The following is a 20,270-nucleotide window of genomic DNA, read 5'->3' on the forward strand; positions in this document are numbered from 1 at the left end:
AGCCTGAGCTGATGGCCAAGGACGATCCGATCCAGACCGCCGCCCTGCGGCTGCGCCAGGCCGGCGAAACCGGCCAGCCCTGCGCGCCGGTGCGCGACCTCTTCCCCGAGGGCGATCTCGCCTCGGCCTATGCCGTGCAGGCGCTGAACCGCGATCACTGGGTGAAACAGGGCCGGCGCATGATCGGCCGCAAGGTGGCGCTGAGCGCGAAAGCCGCGCAGAAGGCGATGAACCTGAAGGAGCCGGCCTATGGCATCCTCTATGCCGACATGCTGATGGGCGACGGCGACGAGGTGGCCCCGGGCCGCGTGATGCAGCCGCGCGTCGAGGGCGAAGTGGCCATCGTGCTGGACCGCGACCTGACCATGGAGCAGCCGACGCTGGCCGATATCTACCGCGCCGTGGCCTATTGCGTGCCGGCCATCGAGGTGGTGGGCGGCCGCATCGCCAATCTGGACGCCAAGCCGCTGGACCTGATCGCCGACAATGCCAATGGCGGCGCCTTCGTGCTGGGCAATCCGGCGCGGCGGCTCGACGGCCTCGACCTGCGCCGCATGACCATGAGCATGACCAAGAACGGCGAAGCCGCAGCCAGGGGCACCGGCGAGCTGGTCTATGGCAATCCGCTGCATGCGCTGGCCTGGCTGGCCGGCCGCCTGGTGCAGGACGAGATGCCGCTGAAGGCCGGCGACGTCATCATGACCGGAACGTTTTTCGCCATGCTGCCGGCCGCGCCCGGCGACCAGTTCGAGGTGACGGCCGAGGGTCTCGGCCGCTGCGCTGTGAGTTTCGCCAGCTAGGCACAAGAGGAACACCGTCATGCGCGCCATCGAACTGCAGAGCTTCTCGGTCGACAGTCTGCGCATGGCGGAGCGGCCCGATCCGGTGCCCCATGCCGGCGAGGTGCTGGTGCGGGTGAAAGCCGTGTCGCTGAATTTCCGCGACTGGCTGATGGCGCTGGGCCAGTACAACCCGAAGCAGAAGCTGCCGCTGATTCCGGTGTCGGACGGCGCCGGCGAGGTGATCGGCGTCGGCCCCGGCGTCACGGCGTTCAAGCCCGGCGACCGTGTGCTGGGTCATTTCTTTCCGGCCTGGCTGAGCGGCGAACCCAGCGTGGAAAAATTCTCGGTCTCCATGGGCGGGCCGCTGGATGGCTGGCTCTGCGAGCAGCGGCTGTTCCCGGCCCGGGCGCTGGCGCATATCCCCGAGCATCTGTCGTTTGAGGAAGCCGCGGCGCTGCCCTGTGCGGCGCTCACCGCCTGGAGCGCCATCGTCACGCTGGGCAAGGTGCAGCCCGGCGACCGCGTGCTGATCCAGGGTACCGGCGGCGTCGCGCTGTTTGCGCTGCAATTCGCCAAGCTCTGCGGCGCCGAGGTGATCGTCACCTCATCGAGCGACGCCAAGCTGGAAAAGGCCCGCGACATGGGCGCCGACCATCTGATCAATTACAAGACCGATCCGCAATGGGGCCGCAACGCCCGTGCGCTCACCGATGGCGCCGGGCTGGACCATATCGTCGAGCTGGGCGGCGCCGGCACGCTCATGCAGTCGATCCGCGCCATCCGGCCCGGCGGCTTCATCGCCATGATCGGCGTGCTGTCGGGCGCCAGCAGCAACGATCTGCTGCTGCCGCTGGTGGTGATGCAGCAGGTGCGGCTGCAGGGCGTGACCGTGGGCAGCAAGGAAGGCCTGGATGCCATGCTGCGCGCCATGGCGCTGGCCGAGACGCGGCCGGTGCTGGACGAGAGTTTTGAATTCTCCGAAGCCGGCGTGCGCGCGGCTTTCAACCACATGGGCAGCGGCAGCCACTTCGGGAAGATTGTGATCGACGTCAGCTGACATGACGGGCTAATTTCCGTCGCATGCTGCCAGCCCGCCTCGCCCTCTATACCTTCGGTATTTTCACTCGCCCCTCGGCCGATCCGGCCAATGACGGATTCCATGCGCGCAACGACGCCAACCTGGCCGCCGCCGAACGCGCCGCCGGCTTCATCGCGCGATCCGGTTATGACGGCGATCCGGGACCGGCGAGCTGGGGGCCGCATGCCTATCCACGCTTCTACACCCAGCATGCCGATGCCCATTCGCCGTCGACGCTGTCGCTGTGGGCCGACCTGGAATCGCCGATGGCCTACACCTATCACGGCCTCCATGCCGAGGCGCTGGCCCATGGCCGCGACTGGTTCCTGAAGCCGGCCCTGCCGCCGCTGAAACCCGCCTGGCCGCCCTATGTGCTGTGGTGGGTGGCCCAAAACCATCGGCCCGACTGGCGGGAGGCCGTGGCACGGCTGGAGCATCTGCACGATCACGGCGCCTCGGCGCAGGCCTTCCACTGGCAGGCGCCCTTCGATGCCGCGGGCCGGCCGGCTGTGATCGACCGCGATCTGGTGCGGCGCCAGGCCGAAGTGAATCGGGCTGACGTGAATCGGACGGAAGTGAATGGGGCCGGGGCGAACCGTCACCCGGCCTAAACCTCAGTATAGTATCGTGGCCGCTCCGGCCGGCGCATGATGCCGTCAGCCAGCCCGCTTTTCTCCTGCCCCTCTTCCTCCCGCCCCGAGGCCCGTCATGTATCTCACCCTGCTCACCATCGGCCATACGCTGATCAGCGTCGCCGCCATCGTCACCGGCATTGCCGTGGTGGCCGACCTGCTGCGCGGCCGCGACAGCGCCGGCCTGACCACCAGCTTCCTGGCCACCGCGCTGCTGACCAGCGCCACCGGTTTCCTGTTCCCCTTCACCGTCTTCCTGCCTTCGCATGGCACCGCCATCGTGGCGCTGCTGGTGCTGGCCGTGACCCTGCCGGCGCGCTATCGCTTCGGGATGCGCGGTCTCTGGGGCGCGATCTATGCCGGGGGCGCGGTGGCCAGCCTGTTCCTGCTGGTCTTCGTGGCCATCGCCCAGGTCTTTGCCAAGGTGCCATCGCTCAAGGCCGTGGCGCCGACACAGTCGGAGCCGCCCTTCCTGATCACCGAAAGCCTGACGCTGGCGCTGTTCGTCGTGCTCGGCATCCTGGCGGTGCGCAAGATCCGACCCGGCCTGAGCGGCTATCCGGCGTAAGGCAGCATCCGCTCGGCTAGCGCGGTGTCCATGTATTCGGTGATCGCCGCGATGCAGCCAGCGCGGAAGACGATCACGAAACAGTAGCGGTTTTCGTAGGCGCCGTGGCGCGTGCGGTTCAGACCGTGCGCCTCCACCACCACGCGGTCTCCCTCGGCGATGAAGCTGTCGGCCACGCAGCGGTTGGGCCCATCGAACTGCGCGCCGACGCGGGCCAGCAGATCGCCCAGCACCGCGGCCTTGCCGTCGTAACGGCGCGGCCAGTCAGTGCCGCCGGCAATCGTCCAGGTCACGTCATCGGCCATCAGCCCGACGAACAGCCGGCCGTTGCCCTTGGCGGTTTCGGCAAAGGCCTCCTGCAGCAGACGCTTGTTGGTTGCGGCATCCATGACCTTCGCCTCAAGCCGCGATGGCAATGGGAAAACGGCGGCTCATCGGCTCGGGCGGCAGGCGCAGGCCATTGGCCAGACAGGCCACCGTGCGGTAGTAGCCGGCGAGCAGCAGCAGCTCCATCACCGCTTCCGGCGTGAAGCTGCGGCTGACCACGCCCCAGAGGCCCTCGGGGATATCGGCACTGGCATGCAGGGCATCGGCGAGCCGGACCAGCAGCGCGTCCTCCACAGTCCAGCAGGCATCCTCGGCATTGCCGAAGACGCTGGCATAGGCCTGATCGTCACTCAGGCCCGCCTCGGCCTGGAAGAAATGGATGCGCAGGCCCCATTCATATTCGCAGCGGCAATTCGCCGTGACGCGCAGCAGCAGCACCTCGCGCTGACGGACCGTGAGGTTGCTGCCGGCGAAATAGATCGGCGCGCCGCGGATGAAACGGTGCAACAGGTTGCCGTCGCGGGCGAGCGTGGTGAACAGCGCAAAGGGCGGCTGCCAGCCGGCCGGCAGACGGTCGAACACGGCCTGGATATCGGGGGCATAGGGCGGCGGGGCCGGATCGATGCGGGGCGAAGGCTGATGCGCGGTCATCATGGACGAGATCTCCGATAGCGGTTGGCCCACGCACCATGGCCCTGATGGAATCATTCTTCCAATCGATAGATTGTATGATCTATATTCGCACCATGAATTTACAGGCCCTCGACCTCAACCTGCTGGTGGCGCTGGATGCGCTGGTCACCGATGCCCATGTTGGCCGCGCCGCCCTGCGCGTCGGCCTGTCGCAACCGGCGATGAGCCATGCGCTACGGCGCCTGCGCGACATCCTGAACGATCCCCTGCTGGTGCGGGTTGGCACCGGCATGGAGCTGACCCCGCGGGCGCGGGGCCTGCGCACGCCCCTGCGCGAAACGCTGGAGCAGGTGCGCGGGCTGTTCGTGGCCGACGGCTTCGATCCCGCCCGCAGCAGCCGGCGCTTCACCCTGATGGTGCCCGACCATCTGTCCAACCTGATCCTGCCGCCGCTGGTGATGCGCGTGGCGGGCGCGGCGCCCGGCATCCGGCTCGACGTCGTGCCGTGGCGCGGGATTTCCTATCTCGGGCCCGATTTCGCCCGCAGCGTCGATTTCGTGGTGAACTGCCATGCCGACGCCTTCCCCGGCTTCCATCATCATCGCGTCTTCGGCGATTCCGATGTGCTGGCGGTGCGGCGCGGCCATCCGCTGGCCGCGAAGCTGAAGCGGCAGGAGGTCTTCCTGGCGGCCCGCCATGTCGGCGTGATCGGCCGCGGTCTGCGCGAGGACCTGATCGACACCTGGCTGCAGGCCAATGCCGGCTTCACCCGCTCGCTGGCGCTCACCGTGCCAAGCTATCTGCAGGCCCTGCATGTGGTGGCGCGCAGCGACCTGGTCGCCTTCGTCCCCAGCCGCATGATCGCGTCGCTCAGCGATCAGCTCGGCATCATGGCCGTGCCGCCGCCGGTCGCGCCCGAAGGCGATACCGAATATGTGTTCTGGCCGACGCGCAACCAGAACGACCCCGGTTCGATCTGGCTGCGCCAGCATCTGATCGCGGTCGGCCGCGATATCGACAAACAGAAGCGCAAAGCGGCGTAACAGCCCCATATTCAAATCGTGGATGCCACGCCCTGGGCGTGGCATGACGGACTGATAAGAGCCGCCTAGCCGGCCACGACAGCGGACAGCAGCCGCACGCGGCTGCGCGGGAAACGCACGGTGACGACCGTGCCTTCGTTCTCGCGGCTGTCGATGGTGACCGAGCCGCCATGCAGCCGGATCATCGCCTGCACCAGCGGCAATCCCAGGCCGGTGCCGCCATAGGCCTTGTTCATATGATGGTGCAGCTGCACGAAGGGCTCGAAGGCCTTGGGCACATCCTCGCGCTTCATGCCGATGCCGGTATCGCTGATGACGATCGCCAGACGGCCGTCGCCTTCCAGACGCGCGCTGAGCGTGACGCTGCCGCCGGCGGGGGTGAATTTCACCGCGTTGCCCAGCAGGTTGAGCAGCACCTGGCGCAGCGCGCGCTCGTCGGCCTGCAGATAGGGCAGCCCGGCGCCAAGATCGGCCTGCAGCGCCACATCGGCCGCGGCGGCACGTTCGCGGATCATGCGCAGGGCCATCTCGCACTGCTCCTGCACATCCAGCTCGGCCTCGGTCAGCTCGACGCGGCCAGCCTCGATGCGGGTGTGATCGAGCAGGTCGTTGACCAGGCTGAGCAGGTGACGGCCGCTGGCGAGGATATCGTTGGCGTATTCCTTGTAGCGCGGATCGCCGAGCGTGCCGAACAGCTGGTTGGTGAGGATTTCGGAAAAACCGATCACGGCATTGAGCGGCGTGCGCAGCTCGTGACTCATATTGGCGAGGAAGGCGCTCTTGGCGTGATTGGCTTCCTCGGCGGCGATCTTGGCGCGGGTCAGGTCGTCGATGGCGCGGCGCAGGGCCTCGGCATCGCGATTCACGCGGGCGATGACGCGATTGTACTGCAGGGCGATCGGCTCGACCTCGGAACCGACCGCCACGCGCACCGGCTGGTCGAAGCGGCCCTGGCCGCGCTGGCGCTCCATGTCGTTGACCAGGTCGAGCATGGCCGAGCCGGCGCCGTGTTCGGCCTGGTTGAGGCCGACGGTCTCGGCATCCAGCGTCACGCGCAGCGGCAGCACCAGGTTGATCAGGCGCAGGATCGCATAGGTGATGCCGAAGCCGTAGACGGCGGCGGCCGCGCAGCCCAGCGCCTGGATGCCGAACTGGGTCAGGCGGTCGTATTCCATCCCGTTCGCATTGGCGGGCCAGCCGGCCGGATCGCCGAACAGCGCCACCGCCAGCGTGCCCCAGACGCCGGCGCACAGATGCACCGGCACGGCGCCGACCGCATCGTCGATCTTCAGCCGCTCCATCGCTTCGGCCGCGCCCAGCGCCACGGCGCCGCCGATGGCACCGATGATGACGGCGCCGAGGCCCGACGTGTTGTGGCAGTTGGCGGTGATCGCCACCAGGCCGGCCAGCGTGCCGTTGAGGAAATCCTCGACGCGGATCTTGCCATGCACCAGCTGCGACAGGATCAGGGTGGCCACCGCGCCGGCGCAGCCGCCCAGCGTGGTGTTGACCAGGATGGAGGGCACGGTTTCGTTGAGCGCGAGCGTCGACCCGCCGTTGAAGCCGAACCAGCCGAACCACAGCAGCATGGTGCCCAGCGTCGACATCACCAGATCATGGCCGCGCATGGCGGTCTGGCCGCTGCTGAAACGCCCGGCGCGCGGGCCGATGATCAGGACGGCAGCGAGCGAGACCCAGCCGCCGATCGAATGCACCACGCTGGAACCGGCGAAATCGATAAAGCCGAGCGCCGCCAGCCAGCCGGCGCTGCCGCCGAACTGCCCGGTGTTCCAGGCCCAGTGGGCATAGACCGGATAGATCAGGCCGGAGATCACGATGGTGATCAGCATGTAGCTGGCAAAGCTGACCCGTTCGGCCACCGCGCCCGAGACGATGGTGGCCGAGGTGCCGCAGAACATCAGCTGGAACAGGAAAAAGGCGCCCATGGTGATCTCGCCGCGGCCATCGAACAGCCAGTGGCTGGCGCCGACCCAGCCGGTCGCGCCCGCCCCGAAGGCCAGGGCGAAGCCGAAGGCCCAGAACAGCAGGCCGGCGATGCAGAAATCCGCCAGGTTTTTCAACGCCACGTTGATGCTGTTCTTGGCGCGGACGAAGCCGCTCTCCAGGCAGCAGAAGCCGGCCTGCATGGTGAAGATCATGCAGGTGGCTACCAGGATCCAGACGATATCGATGCGGTCAGCGGTCATGCGGCGGGCGTCATACGGGTTTGGAAAGCAAAGCAAGAGACATACCAGCGGGAAAAGGCGATTCCTGGCTGCAATAGCCGTCTGGCACCGGCCCGCTGATGCCTATATTTTCGCCAGCCTTGTCGGCATTTGCACCGGGGGCTGTTGGCTTTTGCCCCCCACGCCATTATCTCTGATCCCAGCCGACACCCTGTTTTCGTCGCCAACCCTTTTCGATTGTGAAGACCGCCATGGACCTTTCGCCCAAGCCCGCCGCCGCTACGCCCGGCCTGACCGGCTTTGTCACCGACCCCGCCGCTGCCGGCGCACCCGCTGTGGCTGCCGACGCGATCAAGGATGCCGATATCACCACCTTCATGCAGGATGTGGTGGAAGCCTCGATGAAGACCCCAGTGCTGGTCGACTTCTGGGCGCCGTGGTGCGGCCCCTGCAAGCAGCTGACCCCGGCGCTGGAAAAGCTGGTCAAGGCGGCGAACGGCAAGCTGAAGCTGGTCAAGATCAATGTCGACGATCCGAAGAATCAGCCGCTGGCCCAGCAGCTGCGCATCCAGTCGATCCCGGCGGTCTATGCCTTCTCCGGCGGCCAGCCGGTCGACGGCTTCGTCGGCGCGCTGCCGGAAAGCCAGCTCAAGAAATTCGTCGAAAGCCTGCCGGGCGCCGGCGCCATCGAGGACACGGCTGCCGAAGCGATCGAAGCCGGCAAAACCGCCCTGGGCGAGCAGGCCTTCGAAGATGCGGCCACCGCCTTCTCCACCGCGCTGGGCACCGAGCCGGAGAATCCCGCAGCGCTCGGCGGTCTGGCCCGCGCGCTGATCGGCATGGGCGAGGTGGAGGAAGCCAAGGAAATCCTGGCCAACGTGCCGCCGGCGATCGCCGAACATGCCGAGATCGCCGCCGCGCGCTCGGCGCTGCAGCTGCTGGAAGACGGCGCCAAGGCGGCCGGCAACCTGAAGCCGCTGGAAGACGCCGTGGCCGCCAATCCGAACGACCACCAGGCGCGCTACGACTATGCGCTGGCGCTGGTGGGCGACAACCGCCAGGGCGAAGCGCTCGACCAGTTGCTCGATATCGTCAAGCGCGACCGCAAATGGAACGAGGAAGCCGCGCGCAAGCAGCTGGTGACCATGTTCGAGGCGCTGGGGCCGATGGATCCGCTGGTGGTGGAAGCCCGCCGCAAGCTGTCGTCGATCCTGTTCTCCTGATCGCGCCATGCGGGAACCCTCGCCCTTCGAGCAGGATACGCCCGCCGGCATCGGCGACCTGAGCCCGACGATTCCGATCTTCCCGCTCAGCGGCGTGCTGCTGCTGCCGCGCGGCCTGCTGCCGCTGAATATCTTCGAGCCGCGCTATCTGGCGATGACGCGGGCGGCGCTGGATGGCGCCAAGCAGATCGGCATGGTGCAGCCGAGCGAATATGCCGGCCGCAGCGGCCAGTCGCCGTCGAATGCGGCCGATGTGCAGCCGGTCGGCTGCCTGGGCCAGATCGTCTCCGCCACCGAGACCGACGACGGCCGCATGCTGCTGACCCTGCGCGGCCTGTGCCGCTTCCAGATCGCCCGCGAACTGGAAGCCGATACGCCCTATCGCCAGGTGGAAGCGGATTACACGCCCTATGCCGATGACCTGACGCCGCAGGTGGACGGCCTGTGCGACCGCAGCCGCCTGCTCAATGCGTTGCGCGGCTATTGCGCCCATCACAACCTGCCGGCCGACTGGGACGCCATCGGCGCGGTGAACGACGACCTGCTGGTGCATTCGCTGGGCATGATCTGCCCCTTCAGCGCTGGCGAGAAACAGGCCCTGCTGGAAGCCCGGGATTTCAAGGCCCGCGCCGCCCTGCTGGTCGGCCTGCTGGAACTGGCGCTGCTCGACAAAACCACGCTGCCGCGCGGCCGCAAGCCGAACTGAAGGATCAGAGAACATGACCGAAGGCTTCACCCCGCCCAATCCCCTGGCCGTTCCGCAACAGCCGCTGCCGCCGGCACACAGCAATGCGCCGGTCGATCCGAAACTGCTGGAGCTGCTGGTCTGCCCGGTGACCAAGGGGCCGCTGACCTATGACCGCGCGCGCGGCGAACTGGTCAGCGAGAAGGCCGGCCTCGCCTTCCCGATCCGCGACGGCATTCCGATCATGCTGGTGGACGAAGCGCGCCAGATCGACGACACCCCGTAATTTCCCGATGACCGAATACGGCATCTACCAGAAGGCCGGGCGGCCGGCCTGCACCGACCTGCGCTATGTCTCGGCCGAGAAGCGTCTGGACGTGGTGTTCGAGGATGGCAAGAGCTTCAGCTTCACGTCGGAATTCCTGCGCATCGAAAGCCCGTCGGCCGAAGTGCAGGGCCATGGCGCCGGCCAGAAGACCCTGGTGCCCGGTCGTTCCCATGTCGGCATCATCGGCATCGAGCCGGTGGGCACCTATGCCGTGCGGCTGAAATTCGACGACCTGCACGACAGCGGCATCTATAGCTGGGAATGGTTCTACGACCGCGGCCATGACCAGGATGTCCTGTGGCAGGACTATCTCAGCCGGCTGGAAGCGCGCGGCCTCAGCCGCGAACCCCGCGCACGCTAGACTCTAGAATTTCACATCCAGCCCGAGGCCGAAGGTGCGCGGCCGCAGGATGTCGGCGGAGTTGTCGGACGTGTAGATCTGCAACGCGTCACGCGAATCCATGATGTTTCGGACAAAGGCGAAGACCCGGGCATTGCCGAATTCATAGCCGGCCTGACTGTTGGCCACCCAATAGGCCGGCACCTTGCCGCGCCGCGAGTTGCTGATATCCGAATAATAGGTTTCGGAATAGCGCGCGTCGGCGCCCACATCGAACCCGCCGCCGAATTTGTAGGTGAAACCGAGATCGGCCGTGAGCGCTGGCGACTTGGGCAGGTCGTTGCCGGTAAAGCCGGTGAATTCGTCGATCTCGGTCTTCAGCAGGCCGACATTGCCGAACACAGTCAGGCCTTTGGTGACCAGGTACCGCGCACCGATCTCACTGCCCACCGTATGCGCCTTGGGTGCGTTGACCACGATAGCGTCGTTGCTGCCCGCAGGCGTATAGGGCATTTGCATGCTTTTATAGTCGGCATAGAAGATGTTGCCGGTCAGGTTGAGACGACCGTCCAGCAGGTCGATGCGGGTATAGGCCTCGTAGTTCCAGACATACTCCGGCTTGAACTGGTAGGAGATAATCGGGGCGAAGAAGGTGATGCCGGCACCGCCACCGTTGTAGCCGCGTGACACCGCGGTGCCGACAGTCCAGTTCTTTTCCACATGCCAGGCCGCGCCGATCTTGGGCAGGAAGACTTCATAGGTCTCGTCGAAATTTACCGGCGTCACGCCGCCCTGGAGGCGCTGGCGGCGGCGGTTCTCCCGCTCCAGACGGCCGCCTAGCGTCAGATCCACATCGGACAGTACGCTGTAAGTGCCCTCGCCGAAGGCGGCGTAGGTCGTGGTCAGGTCCTTGAAGGTGTTGTTGCCCCCGAAGAAGTCATAGACGAAAATTTCATCCTGGCTGGCATGAAAGGCATGCAGACCGGCCAACCCTTTCAGGCGGCCATCAAGCGCGGCGAAGCGCAGGCGCGGCTCCTCCAGCATTTCATAGCCGTCGATGCGCGCGAAGCCTTCGCCGGGCGGCGCCAGGCGGGTGATGCCGAGATCGGTATAGGAGAAGGTATTCTCCAGCGTCATGGCATCGCTCATCACGTATTTGCTCTCGGCGATGCCGCTGAACGCGCGCGGCTCAAACGTCGGCATCTGGAGATAGGCTGCCCTTAGGCCGGTCTCGGGCCAGCGCACCTGCTGGCCCTGCGGCTGCAGCGTCTCGCTGTAGTTCAGGGTCAGCAATGTCGAGAAGCCGTCCCAATGTCGCGGCTCGAACAAAAGCTTGCCACGCACAAGATTGGATTCAAATTCCCCCGGGTTCGGCACATCCTTGAAGGGCGAGAACCCGACATAACTCTGACTCGTGCGGCGCTCCATCGCCAGGCGGAAGGCAAGCTGGTCATCGACCACAGGACCGGAGACATAGGCTCCGTACTGGCGCTGTCGCTCGTTGCCCATCATCACACGACCGCCGCTTTCCCAGTCCCAGGTCGGGTCCATGGTCTTCACCACGATGGCGCCCGCAATGGCGTTACGGCCCTGCATGGTGCTCTGCGGCCCACGCAGCACTTCCACCTGATCGACATCCCACAGCGAGAAATCGCCATAGACCAGTTCGTTGAACGTGGCCGGACGACCGTCGACCTGCAGATTGAGGCGCGGCCGGATGCCGGCGACATAGGCATAGCCACCGTTGGTCGGACCGGTGCCGTCGATGCCGCGGACCGTGGGCGCGAAGTTGTTGCCCGGTGTCGCCACAACATTGGGCACGCGTTCGATCAGACTGTTGGTGCTGGGCATATAGGGACGGTCTTCCAGCATCTGGCGGTCGAACACCGCTACGCTGGTTGCTGTATCCTGCAGCGAGCGGTCAGTTTTCTCACCGCTGACCGTCAGGGCATCCAGCACGACACCGCCGCCGCCCTGCGGTGCCTCGACCAGCGCCACGGTATTGCCATCCACCATGCGCCAGGTGACGCCGGTGCCTGCCAGCAGGCGACGCAACGCTTCGGCGGCCGTGAGGTTGCCGCGCACTAGGCCCGCCTGGCGGTTTTGCAGCGAGGTGCCGGTGGTGACGGTCTGCAGGCCGGTGATACGGCTGAATCCGGCAAGGGCTGCAGTCAGCGGCTGGGCCGGCAGATCGAAATCATAGCGCCGCTCGGCCTGGGCCAGCTGGACAGTGCCGGAGGTCGGGGCAGGTTGGGCAACAGCTGAGAATGCCGAAAATCCAGCAATAATCCCGGCCAGAACCTGACCTGTGCGACGTCCGCTCATACCGACCCCCAAATGCAAATGCGTGTTCTTTGCATTCTGAGACGAGGCAGTTTCCCGAACCCGGACGGATTTTTTCAATCAGCGGCTGGCGCGGATACGCATCACGCCACCAGGCCACTTCTGAACCTGCAGCGGCAGGGTCGCCTCAAGGGCGGCTAGCGCGCGCTCGGGCTCCGCCACCTGCAGGCGCGCCGTGACCCGCAGATCGCCAACCGCACCTTCGGCCAGCAGGATCGGCGCGAAACGGTACCGCCCGATCTCGGCCAATACGGCTTTCAGTGGCACGCCCTCGAAGCTGCGCCAGCCCGCGGCGAAATCGGCAACACTGCTCGGATCCACCGGCTTCGGTCCTTCCAGCCGCATCCCATCCGTCATCGCCTGCTGGCCCGCGTTGAGCTGGATTTCGGCACCGGCCTGGTTGCGCACGGCAACACGACCGCGCTGTACGGCCACCCGGTCGGCCGCCGGTTCCTGCACCACCAGGAAACGCGTGCCGATCACCGTCACCGTGCTGCGAGCGGATTCCACGGCCAGCGGCCGCTGTGCATCGGACATGGCTTCCACGGCAATACTGCCCTTGCGCAGCACGATGCGCCGCCGCTGCGGGGTGTAATCGATATCGACCGCAGTGCCGGCATCCAGCGTGATCTGGGTGCCATCGGGCAGCACCATCGGCATCATGCGGTACAGTGGCGCATGGCGATCCGCCACCACCCAGGTGCCGAAACCCGGCAGCAGAAAGAGTCCGCCGACGATCACCGCCAGCAGCAGGACAGCAGCGATGGCGGTCATCGAGACGGCACGCCGCCAGATCCCACCGGCGACGCGCGCGGCATCAACAGCCGCCAGCGCATGGGTCAGTTCGTCGCGTTGCCAGAATTGCACCGCCTGCTGCCAGGCCCGTTCATGGGCCGGATTGCTCCGGCGCCAGACGACACAGGCGTCATGCTCGGCGCTGCCGGCCGGCGCATCGCTGACGCGCATCAGCCAGCGCGCGGCCTGCTCGGCAAGCGCGTCGTCGGTGACGGAAGTAAAATCGGATATCGGCATGATGGCTGGTCGTCTGTTTCAGAAGGTATGACGAGTCAGGCTGGGCAATCCCGACTCTGCAATCGCCATCATGGCCAATCCTCCCCCAACACGGCGCGCAGGCGCTGCAGCGCCCGGGTCAGGTTCTTTTCCACCGCCGCCGGGCTCAAACCGGTCCGGCGGGCAATCTCGGCATGGCTGAGCCCCTGCAGGCGCTTCATGGTCAGCACCTGCCGCTGCTGCATCGGCAACGCCGCCAGACCGACCTGCAACCGGCGCAGCAGGTCGCGGTCCAGCGTGACAGTTTCAGGCGAAGGCTGGCCCGCCGGCAGCCGGTCGTTCAGGCCATCGCGGTCCACCACGCTGTCGACGACGCGGCCGTGGCGCAGGGCGTCAGTCGCCAGATTGCCCGTGACCCGGAACAGATAGGCGCGCGGGTTATCCAGCAGCGGATTGCTCTCGTTCACCGCATTGGCCAACCGCACGAAGGTGTCCTGCACCACATCGGCGGCACGGTCGCGATCGCCCAGCCGGCGCAACGCGAAACGCTGCAGTTCGTCGCGATGCAGCACGAACAGCCGGCCGATATCGAATGTACGCTTCACCCCGGACCCTTTCCGGCCGCAACCGGCAGCCGGTAGTCACCCTAGGGTAACTGCGAATGAGTCGCAAGTTTCACGATGAAGACCTGTTCAACGCGCCGGTCAACGCAAGCCGGGTCGCCAGTACCACAGCATCAGCATCGCCGGGATGCCGAGCATGAGCCAGGACAGCGCATCCCAGAGGCCGTCTTCGAGAAGCGCCGATATCAGGCCGACGCAGCTCAGGACACCGAGCAGGATAGGCATTCCCCAGAGCTTCATATTCATGGCACAGTACTCCGTGCAGCGAGATCGAGACTCGCGCCGGTATCCTGCTCCAGTTCGCGGATGCGCTGCTCGACCGGATTGCGCCGGCGCTGCAACCACAGATACAGACCGCTGCCCAGCACCACGATGGTGACGATGTCGAACAGCGCCCAGAGAATCTTGAGCGGCATGCCACCGTAATCGCCGAAATGCAGCGGCTGCGACAACAGCAGGCCGGTGGCGTACCACGGCAGGTCGCGGCTGTCGGTGAAGGCGCCGGTCTGCGCATCGGCCAGCACCGGCTTGAACAGCCGCGCGGTCAGCGGCGTGTTGCCGCGCATAAAGATGGCATAGTGGTGCGGGCTGCTGAAATTGCCGCCGGGATAGGCGACAAAACCCGGACTCATACCCGGCGCATGAGCCTTTGCGGTCATCATGGCGGCATCCAGCGATCCCAGCGTTTCCTGCACCGGCTGGCCAGCATAGGGCGCGGTCATCGCCGCCAACTGGTCATACTGCCAGTATTTGAAGATCAGATCGGCCCAGGTGTTGATGACGCCAGTGCCGCCGACCACCAGCGCCCAGGCCACCGTGACGATGCCCAGCATGTTATGCAAGTCGAGCCATTTGATGCGGGTGCTGCGCTGTTTGCGCACGGTGCCGAAATCCAGCTTGCGCATCAGCGGGCCGTAGACGGCGATGCCGGTGACGATGGCGACCACGAACAGCAGGCCCATGAAACCGAGGAACAGCTTGCCCGGCAGGCCGGCGAACATGTCGACATGCAGTTGCAGCATCACATGCATGAAGGTCATCTGGTTCTGCGGCTGCTGCGACAGAATTTCTGTCGTCCGGCCGTCGAAGGTGAAGAAATGCAGGTTCTCGTTCACCTTGGGATCGGGCCCGGTGGTGACAAAAACCAGCGCCGGTTCCTCCGGGTCCCAGGACATGAACATCACCGTCTCGCCCGGCCGTTTCTCGCGCGCGATCTCGACCATGCGGTCAAGTGGCGCAAAGGCCGTATCGGCCGGCATGGCAGCTGGCTCCACCGCATCGCCCAGCAGGTGCTCGATCTCGTGATGAAAGATCAGCGGCAGGCCGGTGATGCAGAGCATCAGCAGGAAGACCGTGCAGACCAGGCTCGTCCATTTGTGGGCCAGGTACCAGATCTTGAAGGTTTTGACAGTCATGCGGAGTAGCTCCGGGCGCGAACATGGGGATCGCCTGATAAGACGAATCGTAACGCAAAAACCGGAATGGAAATTTCAGCCTTCTGCAGCGCTCAGATCGGCTCGCCCTTCAGCAGGCGGGGCAGCTGGCCCAGATCGCCCATGGCATGCCGCATGAACAGCTTTTTCAGCGGGACTATGCGGTCGACCAGCCCCAGGCCCAGATCGCGGGCCAGGCGCAACGGCGCGATGTCATTGGAGAACAGCCGGGTCAGACCGTCGGTCACGGCGCCCAGAACCACATTGTCGACCCGGCGCCAGCGCTCGTAGCGGTCGAGCACATCCGAACGACCGATATCGAGGCCGAGGCGTTTCGCCTCCACCAGGGCTTCGGTCAGCGCGGCAATGTCACGCAGGCCCAGATTCAGCCCCTGGCCGGCAATCGGATGGATGCCATGGGCCGCATCGCCGATCAGCGCCAGGCGGTGATCGGTGTAGCGCTGCGCCAGCAGGAAGCTGAGCGGATAGGACCAGCGCGGGCCGGTGACGTCGCAGGCCCCATACCCGCTACCGAAACGCTGGCGCATCTCGGCGGCAAAGGCGGCATCGTCCAGCGCCATGATGGCGGCGGCGCGGGCCGTGGGTTCGGTCCAGACCAGGGAGGACCGGTGCCGGCCGTCTTCGCTGTCGGTCATCGGCAGGATGGCGAAGGGCCCGGCCGGCAGGAAGCGTTCCTGCGCCACGCCTTCATGCGGCAGCTCATGCTGCACGGTACAGACGATACCGGTCTGATCGTAAGACCAGTCCAGCGTGGCAATGCCGGCAGCCTTGCGGATGGCTGACTGCTTGCCATCGGCGCCGACCACCAGACGGGCATGCAGGCGGCGGCCGTTGTCGAGTTCCAGCTCGGCCGGCGCCCCGGCGCCGGACTGGCCATACGCGATCCGCCGCAGCGTCATCGGGGCAATCAGCTCGATCTTCGGCTGGGCCTGGATGGCGGCCTGCTGGGCGACGCGCAACAGACGGTTCTCGACCAGATAGCCAAAGGGGCGGTCGCCGAGATCGCGGTGGTCGTAGTGCAGGAACAGCAGCGAGTCGCCGTCGGAGACCCGGATATCCCACATCGGCTGGGCGGCCGGCACATGCTGCCACAGGCCGATGGCATCCAGCATGCGCTGGGAGGCCAGCGCGATGGCCGAAACCCGCCCGTCGAAGCCGGCGGCGAGCGCCCTGGCGGGGTCCTCGCGATCGATCACCGCCACCGAAAGACCGTGGCGGGCCAAGGCGATGGCCTGGGTCAGGCCGTTCAGGCCGCCGCCGATCACGGCAGCATCGAACAGGTCTGTGGTGGAAGTCATCGGGGCGGTCATGGCGGTACCATCCGCAGCCGGACCCTACTTGTCCAGACCGCACCCCGTATTTTCTTTGGACTGCGACAATCGGGCGTACTAGCCTGCCTGCATGCAGTTCAAGCCGCTGACCGCTCTGGTGCTGGCCTGGCTGACGGGCTTCCCGGTCCTGGCCGCCGAGAAGATTCCCGTCGATCTGGAATTGATGCTGGCCATCGATATCTCGGGCAGCATCGATGCCGAGGAAGCCCGCATGCAGCGCGAAGGCTATGCCAAGGCGCTGATCGATCCCCAGGTGATCAAGGCGATCCGCGGCGGCATCCATGGCAAGATCGCGCTGTATTATTTCGACTGGTCCGATTCCTACATGCAGACCGAAGTGATGGACTGGATGCTGATCTCCGATCAGGCCAGCGCCGAGGCCGCATCGCGCAAGCTCATGGAACAGCCGACCCGCACGGCGCGCCGCACCAGCATCACCGGCGCCATCGCCTATGCCATCCCGCGCTTCGGCAGCGGCCCCTACAAGGGCGTTCGCCAGGTGCTCGACGTCTCCGGCGACGGCCCCAACAACGATGGCGGCCCGGTCGATATCGCCCGCGACAAGGCGCTGGCGGCCGGCATCGTCATCAATGGCCTGCCGATCAACAACAACCGCCCGAGCCCCTGGGGCTTCCCCGCGCTCGAAGACCTCGACCGCTATTACGAAGGCTGCGTGATCGGCGGCCCCGGCTCGTTCGTGGTGACGGCGGAGAATTTCCAGAGCTTTGGCGAAGCCGTGCGGCGCAAGCTGATCCTGGAAATCGCCTCGGCCCCCATGGTGCCGCCGGCCTGGCAGCGGGCTGGCCCGCCGGTGCTGCTGCAGAAGGCCCAGGGTGCCTATCGCTACCCGAAAGGCTGCGATATCGGCGAACGGCAAAGCCAGGACTTCTGGCGCCGGCGGATGGATCAGTAGGAAATCCCGCCGAAATCACCGGCCAATGCCTTGGCCTCGCCCGGTTTTTGCCGTATTTCCGAGGAATAACCGACCGGACTGAAAACCATCCCGGCCATACCTGATTTTCTGCTGCCTCGGAGTATTCCCATGACCACCCGTCCCGGTCCGTTCGACCGCGCCGACTTTCCGTTCGCCCTGCGCCTTGTGACCGAAGCGGCGGCGATTGCCGCCCATGACTGGGTCGGCCGCAGCAAGAAGGAAGATGGCGACGGTGCCGCGGTGGAGGCCATGCGCAAAGCGCTGGGCAGCATCAACATCAACGCCATCGTGATGATCGGCGAAGGCGAGAAAGATAACGCACCGCTGCTGTATCGCGGCGAGCGCATCGGCGCCGGTGAACCGGAAATCGAGATCGCCGTCGATCCGATCGAAGGCACCACCAACATGGCCAACGGCACCGACAATTCGATGGCCGTGATGGCGCTGGCGCCGCGCGGCGCCATGTTCGATCTCGGCCCGAGCTTCTACATGGACAAGCTGGTGCTGCCCGCGCCGGCCAAGGGCAAGGTCGATCCGACCTGGCCGGTGAAGAAGAAGCTGGAGGCGCTGGCCGCCGCACTGAACAAGCCCGTCTCGGATCTGCGCATCTTCGTGCTGAACCGCAAGCGCCATCACGCCATGATCAAAGAGATTCACGACGCAGGCGCCCGCACCGTGCTGCAGGAAAACGGCGATGTCGCCGGCGCCTTCATGGCGGTGCAGAAGGGCAGCAGCGTCGACGCCCTGTTCGGCACCGGTGGTTCGCCCGAAGGCATCATCACCGCGATCTTCGTCCGCGCCATGGGTGGCGAATTCTTCGGCCGCGTCGATCCGCAGGGCGACGAGGAAGCCCAGAAGGTGAAGGCGTTCGGCCTCGACAGCGGCAAGTGGCTGTCCGGCACCGAACTGGTGAAGAGCGACGACGCCGTCTTCGTCGCCACCGGTATTAACTCCGGGCCCGTCTGCCGCGGCGTCAGCATCCAGGGCGGCACGGCCTATACCCACAGCGTGATCCTGATGGCGAAGACCGGCGCGCGCTACGACATCTCCAGCCGCTTTCCCGTAGCCTGAAACAGAGTCCCGCCATGAGTCCGCGCGAGGTTGCGATCAAGCCCTTCGACGGGCAGAAGCCCGGCACATCGGGCCTGCGCAAGAAGGTGTCTGTCTTCCGGCAGCCCGGCTATCTGGAAGCCTTCGTACAGGCGGTGTTCGACACCCAGGCCGGCCTGCAGGGCGGCACGCTGGTGCTGGGCGGCGACGGCCGTTTCTTCAACCGTGAAGCGATCCGCATCATCCTGCGCATGGCAGCCGCCAATGGCGTCGCCCGCGTGCTGGTCGGCCAAGGCGGTATCCTGTCGACGCCGGCGGCCAGCGCGGTGATCCGCGCCCGTCAGGCCCAGGGTGGCCTGGTGCTCTCGGCCAGCCACAATCCCGGCGGCCCGGACGGCGATTTCGGCATCAAGTTCAATATCGCCAATGGCGGCCCGGCACCCGAAGCCGTGACCGAGGCGATCTATCAGCGCACCCGCAGCATCGACCGGTACCGCACCCTGGAAGTCGACGCGCCGAATCTCGACCGTATCGGTGAGAGCAAACTCGGCAGCATGACGGTCAGCGTCTTCGACCCGGTCGCCGACTATGCCGCGCTGCTGCAGACCCTGTTTGATTTCGACGCCATCCGCCGGCTGATCGCCATGCCGGGATTCCGCTTCCGCTTCGATGCCATGCATGCCGTCACCGGGCCTTATGCCAAGCGGCTGTTCATCCAGATGCTTGGCGCCTCGGCGGCCAGCGTGATCAATGCCGAACCGAAGGAAGACTTCGGCGGCGGCCATCCCGACCCCAACCCCGTCTATGCGCCGGAGCTGTACAAGGCCGCGGTGCTGGATGGCACGCTGGATTTTGCCGCCGCCTCGGACGGCGACGGCGACCGCAACATGATCCTGGGCAAGGGCATCGCCGTCTCGCCCAGCGACAGCCTGGCCGTACTGGCCGCCAATGCCACGCTGGTGCCCGGCTATACCAAAGGCATCAGCGGCGTCGCACGCTCGATGCCGACCAGCCGCGCCAGCGATGCCGTGGCGGCCGCGCTCGGAATCGAAAGCTTCGAGACGCCGACCGGCTGGAAATTCTTTGGCAACCTGATGGACAGCGGCCGCATCACGCTCTGCGGCGAGGAAAGCTACGGCACCAGTTCGAGCCATGTGCGCGAGAAGGACGGCCTGTGGGCCGTGCTGTTCTGGCTCAACCTGCTGGCGGCCCGGCCCGGCGAGACCGTGCTGTCGCTGCTGCAGGCGCACTGGAAGCGCTTTGGCAGGCATTATTACAGCCGGCACGATTACGAGGCCGTGGATGCCACGGTGGCCAGCCGGGCGCTGGACCGTCTGCGCGCCGCCCTGCCCGATCTGGCCGGCACCGCTATCGGCGGCATGACCGTCACCGCCACCGACGATTTCGCCTATACCGACCCGATCGATGCCTCGGTCAGTAAAGGCCAGGGCCTGCGGGTGATCTGCGGCGAGCAGGCCCGCCTGATCGCCCGGCTTTCGGGCACCGGCACTGAAGGCGCCACCGTTCGTTTGTACTTCGAGCTGTTCGAGGCCGAACCGGCCCGGCAGGGCGATGACGTGCAGGCTCGCCTGCAGCCGCTGATCGCCTTTGCCGAACGCCAGACCGGACTCTGCGCCAGCAGTGGCCGGACCGGGCCGGATGTGATCACGTAAGGTTTGAACAAACCGTCGGAGGGATG

Annotated in this window: 21 protein-coding genes; 12 read left to right on the forward strand and 9 right to left on the reverse strand. The window is 66.1% G+C overall.

The genetic code is table 11. The features are described from left to right. Positions 1–11 precede the first annotated feature (11 nt). From AC1ROB_RS18400 to AC1ROB_RS18415, 4 genes are all read left to right on the forward strand, one after another. Complete coding sequence (locus tag AC1ROB_RS18400; RefSeq protein ID WP_492969658.1) at positions 12–800, forward strand: 2-keto-4-pentenoate hydratase; 789 nt, start codon at positions 12–14, stop codon at positions 798–800. 19 nt (positions 801–819) lie between these two features. After that, positions 820–1,839, forward strand: a complete 1,020-nt coding sequence (locus AC1ROB_RS18405; RefSeq protein ID WP_492969657.1) for a zinc-dependent alcohol dehydrogenase family protein — start codon at positions 820–822, stop codon at positions 1,837–1,839. A gap of 23 nt (positions 1,840–1,862) precedes the next feature. Next, the gene (locus AC1ROB_RS18410) at positions 1,863–2,471 is read left to right on the forward strand and encodes a DUF3291 domain-containing protein (protein ID WP_492969656.1); all 609 of its coding nucleotides are present in this window, start codon (positions 1,863–1,865) and stop codon (positions 2,469–2,471) included. A 97-nt stretch (positions 2,472–2,568) separates the two neighbouring features. Continuing rightward, positions 2,569–3,060: a hypothetical protein gene (locus AC1ROB_RS18415; RefSeq protein WP_492969655.1), complete on the forward strand. Its 492-nt coding sequence runs from the start codon at positions 2,569–2,571 to the stop codon at positions 3,058–3,060. Here AC1ROB_RS18415 and AC1ROB_RS18420 read toward each other — a convergent pair. After that, the gene (locus tag AC1ROB_RS18420; RefSeq protein WP_492969654.1) at positions 3,048–3,449 is read right to left on the reverse strand and encodes a nuclear transport factor 2 family protein; all 402 of its coding nucleotides are present in this window, start codon (positions 3,447–3,449) and stop codon (positions 3,048–3,050) included. The genes AC1ROB_RS18415 and AC1ROB_RS18420 overlap by 13 nt on opposite strands. Positions 3,450–3,459: 10 nt before the next feature. Continuing rightward, positions 3,460–4,041, reverse strand: a complete 582-nt coding sequence (locus tag AC1ROB_RS18425; protein ID WP_492969653.1) for a carboxymuconolactone decarboxylase family protein — start codon at positions 4,039–4,041, stop codon at positions 3,460–3,462. A 74-nt stretch (positions 4,042–4,115) separates the two neighbouring features. Between AC1ROB_RS18425 and AC1ROB_RS18430 the strand changes: the two genes are divergently transcribed. Then, positions 4,116–5,063, forward strand: coding sequence for a LysR family transcriptional regulator (locus tag AC1ROB_RS18430; protein WP_492969652.1), 948 nt, complete (start codon positions 4,116–4,118; stop codon positions 5,061–5,063). A gap of 65 nt (positions 5,064–5,128) precedes the next feature. Here AC1ROB_RS18430 and amt read toward each other — a convergent pair whose 3' ends face one another. Further along, positions 5,129–7,270 (reverse strand): ammonium transporter, encoded by a 2,142-nt coding sequence (amt, locus tag AC1ROB_RS18435; RefSeq protein WP_492969651.1) that lies wholly within the window; start codon positions 7,268–7,270, stop codon positions 5,129–5,131. 230 nt (positions 7,271–7,500) lie between these two features. Between amt and AC1ROB_RS18440 the strand changes: the two genes are divergently transcribed. The 4 genes from AC1ROB_RS18440 to AC1ROB_RS18455 are packed head-to-tail and all read left to right on the forward strand — an operon-like array spanning position 7,501 to position 9,846. Beyond that, positions 7,501–8,472, forward strand: coding sequence for a tetratricopeptide repeat protein (locus tag AC1ROB_RS18440; protein WP_492969650.1), 972 nt, complete (start codon positions 7,501–7,503; stop codon positions 8,470–8,472). A gap of 7 nt (positions 8,473–8,479) precedes the next feature. Continuing rightward, positions 8,480–9,178 (forward strand): LON peptidase substrate-binding domain-containing protein, encoded by a 699-nt coding sequence (locus tag AC1ROB_RS18445; RefSeq protein ID WP_492969649.1) that lies wholly within the window; start codon positions 8,480–8,482, stop codon positions 9,176–9,178. A 13-nt stretch (positions 9,179–9,191) separates the two neighbouring features. Further along, positions 9,192–9,443: a Trm112 family protein gene (locus tag AC1ROB_RS18450; protein ID WP_492969648.1), complete on the forward strand. Its 252-nt coding sequence runs from the start codon at positions 9,192–9,194 to the stop codon at positions 9,441–9,443. Positions 9,444–9,450: 7 nt separating this feature from the next. Continuing rightward, the gene (locus AC1ROB_RS18455; RefSeq protein WP_492969647.1) at positions 9,451–9,846 is read left to right on the forward strand and encodes a gamma-butyrobetaine hydroxylase family protein; all 396 of its coding nucleotides are present in this window, start codon (positions 9,451–9,453) and stop codon (positions 9,844–9,846) included. Positions 9,847–9,849: 3 nt separating this feature from the next. On the opposite strand, the gene AC1ROB_RS18460 is transcribed toward AC1ROB_RS18455, so the two are convergent. The 6 genes from AC1ROB_RS18460 to AC1ROB_RS18485 form a co-directional block, all read right to left on the reverse strand. Further along, entirely contained in the window at positions 9,850–12,150 is a 2,301-nt protein-coding gene (locus AC1ROB_RS18460; RefSeq protein WP_492969646.1) for a TonB-dependent receptor, read from the reverse strand. Positions 12,151–12,228: 78 nt separating this feature from the next. Further along, a complete protein-coding gene (locus AC1ROB_RS18465) occupies positions 12,229–13,200 on the reverse strand; it encodes a FecR family protein (RefSeq protein WP_492969645.1) in 972 nt (323 codons plus the stop codon). A gap of 68 nt (positions 13,201–13,268) precedes the next feature. After that, the gene (locus tag AC1ROB_RS18470; RefSeq protein ID WP_492969644.1) at positions 13,269–13,784 is read right to left on the reverse strand and encodes an RNA polymerase sigma factor; all 516 of its coding nucleotides are present in this window, start codon (positions 13,782–13,784) and stop codon (positions 13,269–13,271) included. Positions 13,785–13,883: 99 nt separating this feature from the next. After that, positions 13,884–14,048, reverse strand: a complete 165-nt coding sequence (locus tag AC1ROB_RS18475) for a hypothetical protein (RefSeq protein WP_492969643.1) — start codon at positions 14,046–14,048, stop codon at positions 13,884–13,886. Beyond that, complete coding sequence (locus tag AC1ROB_RS18480) at positions 14,045–15,217, reverse strand: PepSY-associated TM helix domain-containing protein (RefSeq protein WP_492969642.1); 1,173 nt, start codon at positions 15,215–15,217, stop codon at positions 14,045–14,047. The genes AC1ROB_RS18475 and AC1ROB_RS18480 overlap by 4 nt, the downstream gene beginning before the upstream one ends. 92 nt (positions 15,218–15,309) lie before the next feature. After that, entirely contained in the window at positions 15,310–16,566 is a 1,257-nt protein-coding gene (locus AC1ROB_RS18485) for a UbiH/UbiF/VisC/COQ6 family ubiquinone biosynthesis hydroxylase (protein WP_492969641.1), read from the reverse strand. Positions 16,567–16,657: 91 nt separating this feature from the next. On the opposite strand from AC1ROB_RS18485, the gene AC1ROB_RS18490 reads away from it, so the two are divergent. The 3 genes from AC1ROB_RS18490 (at position 16,658) to AC1ROB_RS18500 (ending at position 20,244) form a co-directional block, all read left to right on the forward strand. Further along, positions 16,658–17,500 carry a DUF1194 domain-containing protein gene (locus tag AC1ROB_RS18490; RefSeq protein WP_492969640.1) on the forward strand — a complete coding sequence of 281 codons (843 nt, stop codon included), beginning with the start codon at positions 16,658–16,660 and terminating at the stop codon, positions 17,498–17,500. A gap of 129 nt (positions 17,501–17,629) precedes the next feature. Beyond that, positions 17,630–18,592 carry a class II fructose-bisphosphatase gene (glpX, locus tag AC1ROB_RS18495; RefSeq protein ID WP_492969639.1) on the forward strand — a complete coding sequence of 321 codons (963 nt, stop codon included), beginning with the start codon at positions 17,630–17,632 and terminating at the stop codon, positions 18,590–18,592. 14 nt (positions 18,593–18,606) lie between these two features. Continuing rightward, the gene (locus tag AC1ROB_RS18500; protein WP_492969638.1) at positions 18,607–20,244 is read left to right on the forward strand and encodes an alpha-D-glucose phosphate-specific phosphoglucomutase; all 1,638 of its coding nucleotides are present in this window, start codon (positions 18,607–18,609) and stop codon (positions 20,242–20,244) included. The last annotated feature ends 26 nt before the right edge of the window (positions 20,245–20,270 follow it).

The sequence above is a fragment of the Ferrovibrio sp. GW821-FHT12F09 genome, from assembly GCF_058806775.1.

What these genes read in the sequence shown, in the direction of transcription:
- AC1ROB_RS18425 (WP_492969653.1), bottom strand. Translation starts at nt 4,041, where the DNA reads ATGATGACCGCGCATCAGCCTTCGCCCCGCATCGATCCGGCCCCGCCG.
- AC1ROB_RS18500 (WP_492969638.1), top strand. Translation starts at nt 18,607, where the DNA reads ATGAGTCCGCGCGAGGTTGCGATCAAGCCCTTCGACGGGCAGAAGCCC.
- glpX (WP_492969639.1), top strand. Translation starts at nt 17,630, where the DNA reads ATGACCACCCGTCCCGGTCCGTTCGACCGCGCCGACTTTCCGTTCGCC.
- AC1ROB_RS18475 (WP_492969643.1), bottom strand. Translation starts at nt 14,048, where the DNA reads ATGAATATGAAGCTCTGGGGAATGCCTATCCTGCTCGGTGTCCTGAGC.
- AC1ROB_RS18460 (WP_492969646.1), bottom strand. Translation starts at nt 12,150, where the DNA reads ATGAGCGGACGTCGCACAGGTCAGGTTCTGGCCGGGATTATTGCTGGA.
- AC1ROB_RS18450 (WP_492969648.1), top strand. Translation starts at nt 9,192, where the DNA reads ATGACCGAAGGCTTCACCCCGCCCAATCCCCTGGCCGTTCCGCAACAG.
- AC1ROB_RS18445 (WP_492969649.1), top strand. Translation starts at nt 8,480, where the DNA reads ATGCGGGAACCCTCGCCCTTCGAGCAGGATACGCCCGCCGGCATCGGC.
- AC1ROB_RS18420 (WP_492969654.1), bottom strand. Translation starts at nt 3,449, where the DNA reads ATGGATGCCGCAACCAACAAGCGTCTGCTGCAGGAGGCCTTTGCCGAA.
- AC1ROB_RS18430 (WP_492969652.1), top strand. Translation starts at nt 4,116, where the DNA reads ATGATCTATATTCGCACCATGAATTTACAGGCCCTCGACCTCAACCTG.
- AC1ROB_RS18410 (WP_492969656.1), top strand. Translation starts at nt 1,863, where the DNA reads ATGCTGCCAGCCCGCCTCGCCCTCTATACCTTCGGTATTTTCACTCGC.
- AC1ROB_RS18400 (WP_492969658.1), top strand. Translation starts at nt 12, where the DNA reads ATGGCCAAGGACGATCCGATCCAGACCGCCGCCCTGCGGCTGCGCCAG.
- AC1ROB_RS18440 (WP_492969650.1), top strand. Translation starts at nt 7,501, where the DNA reads ATGGACCTTTCGCCCAAGCCCGCCGCCGCTACGCCCGGCCTGACCGGC.
- AC1ROB_RS18465 (WP_492969645.1), bottom strand. Translation starts at nt 13,200, where the DNA reads ATGCCGATATCCGATTTTACTTCCGTCACCGACGACGCGCTTGCCGAG.
- AC1ROB_RS18405 (WP_492969657.1), top strand. Translation starts at nt 820, where the DNA reads ATGCGCGCCATCGAACTGCAGAGCTTCTCGGTCGACAGTCTGCGCATG.
- AC1ROB_RS18485 (WP_492969641.1), bottom strand. Translation starts at nt 16,566, where the DNA reads ATGACCGCCCCGATGACTTCCACCACAGACCTGTTCGATGCTGCCGTG.
- AC1ROB_RS18455 (WP_492969647.1), top strand. Translation starts at nt 9,451, where the DNA reads ATGACCGAATACGGCATCTACCAGAAGGCCGGGCGGCCGGCCTGCACC.
- AC1ROB_RS18480 (WP_492969642.1), bottom strand. Translation starts at nt 15,217, where the DNA reads ATGACTGTCAAAACCTTCAAGATCTGGTACCTGGCCCACAAATGGACG.
- amt (WP_492969651.1), bottom strand. Translation starts at nt 7,270, where the DNA reads ATGACCGCTGACCGCATCGATATCGTCTGGATCCTGGTAGCCACCTGC.
- AC1ROB_RS18490 (WP_492969640.1), top strand. Translation starts at nt 16,658, where the DNA reads ATGCAGTTCAAGCCGCTGACCGCTCTGGTGCTGGCCTGGCTGACGGGC.
- AC1ROB_RS18415 (WP_492969655.1), top strand. Translation starts at nt 2,569, where the DNA reads ATGTATCTCACCCTGCTCACCATCGGCCATACGCTGATCAGCGTCGCC.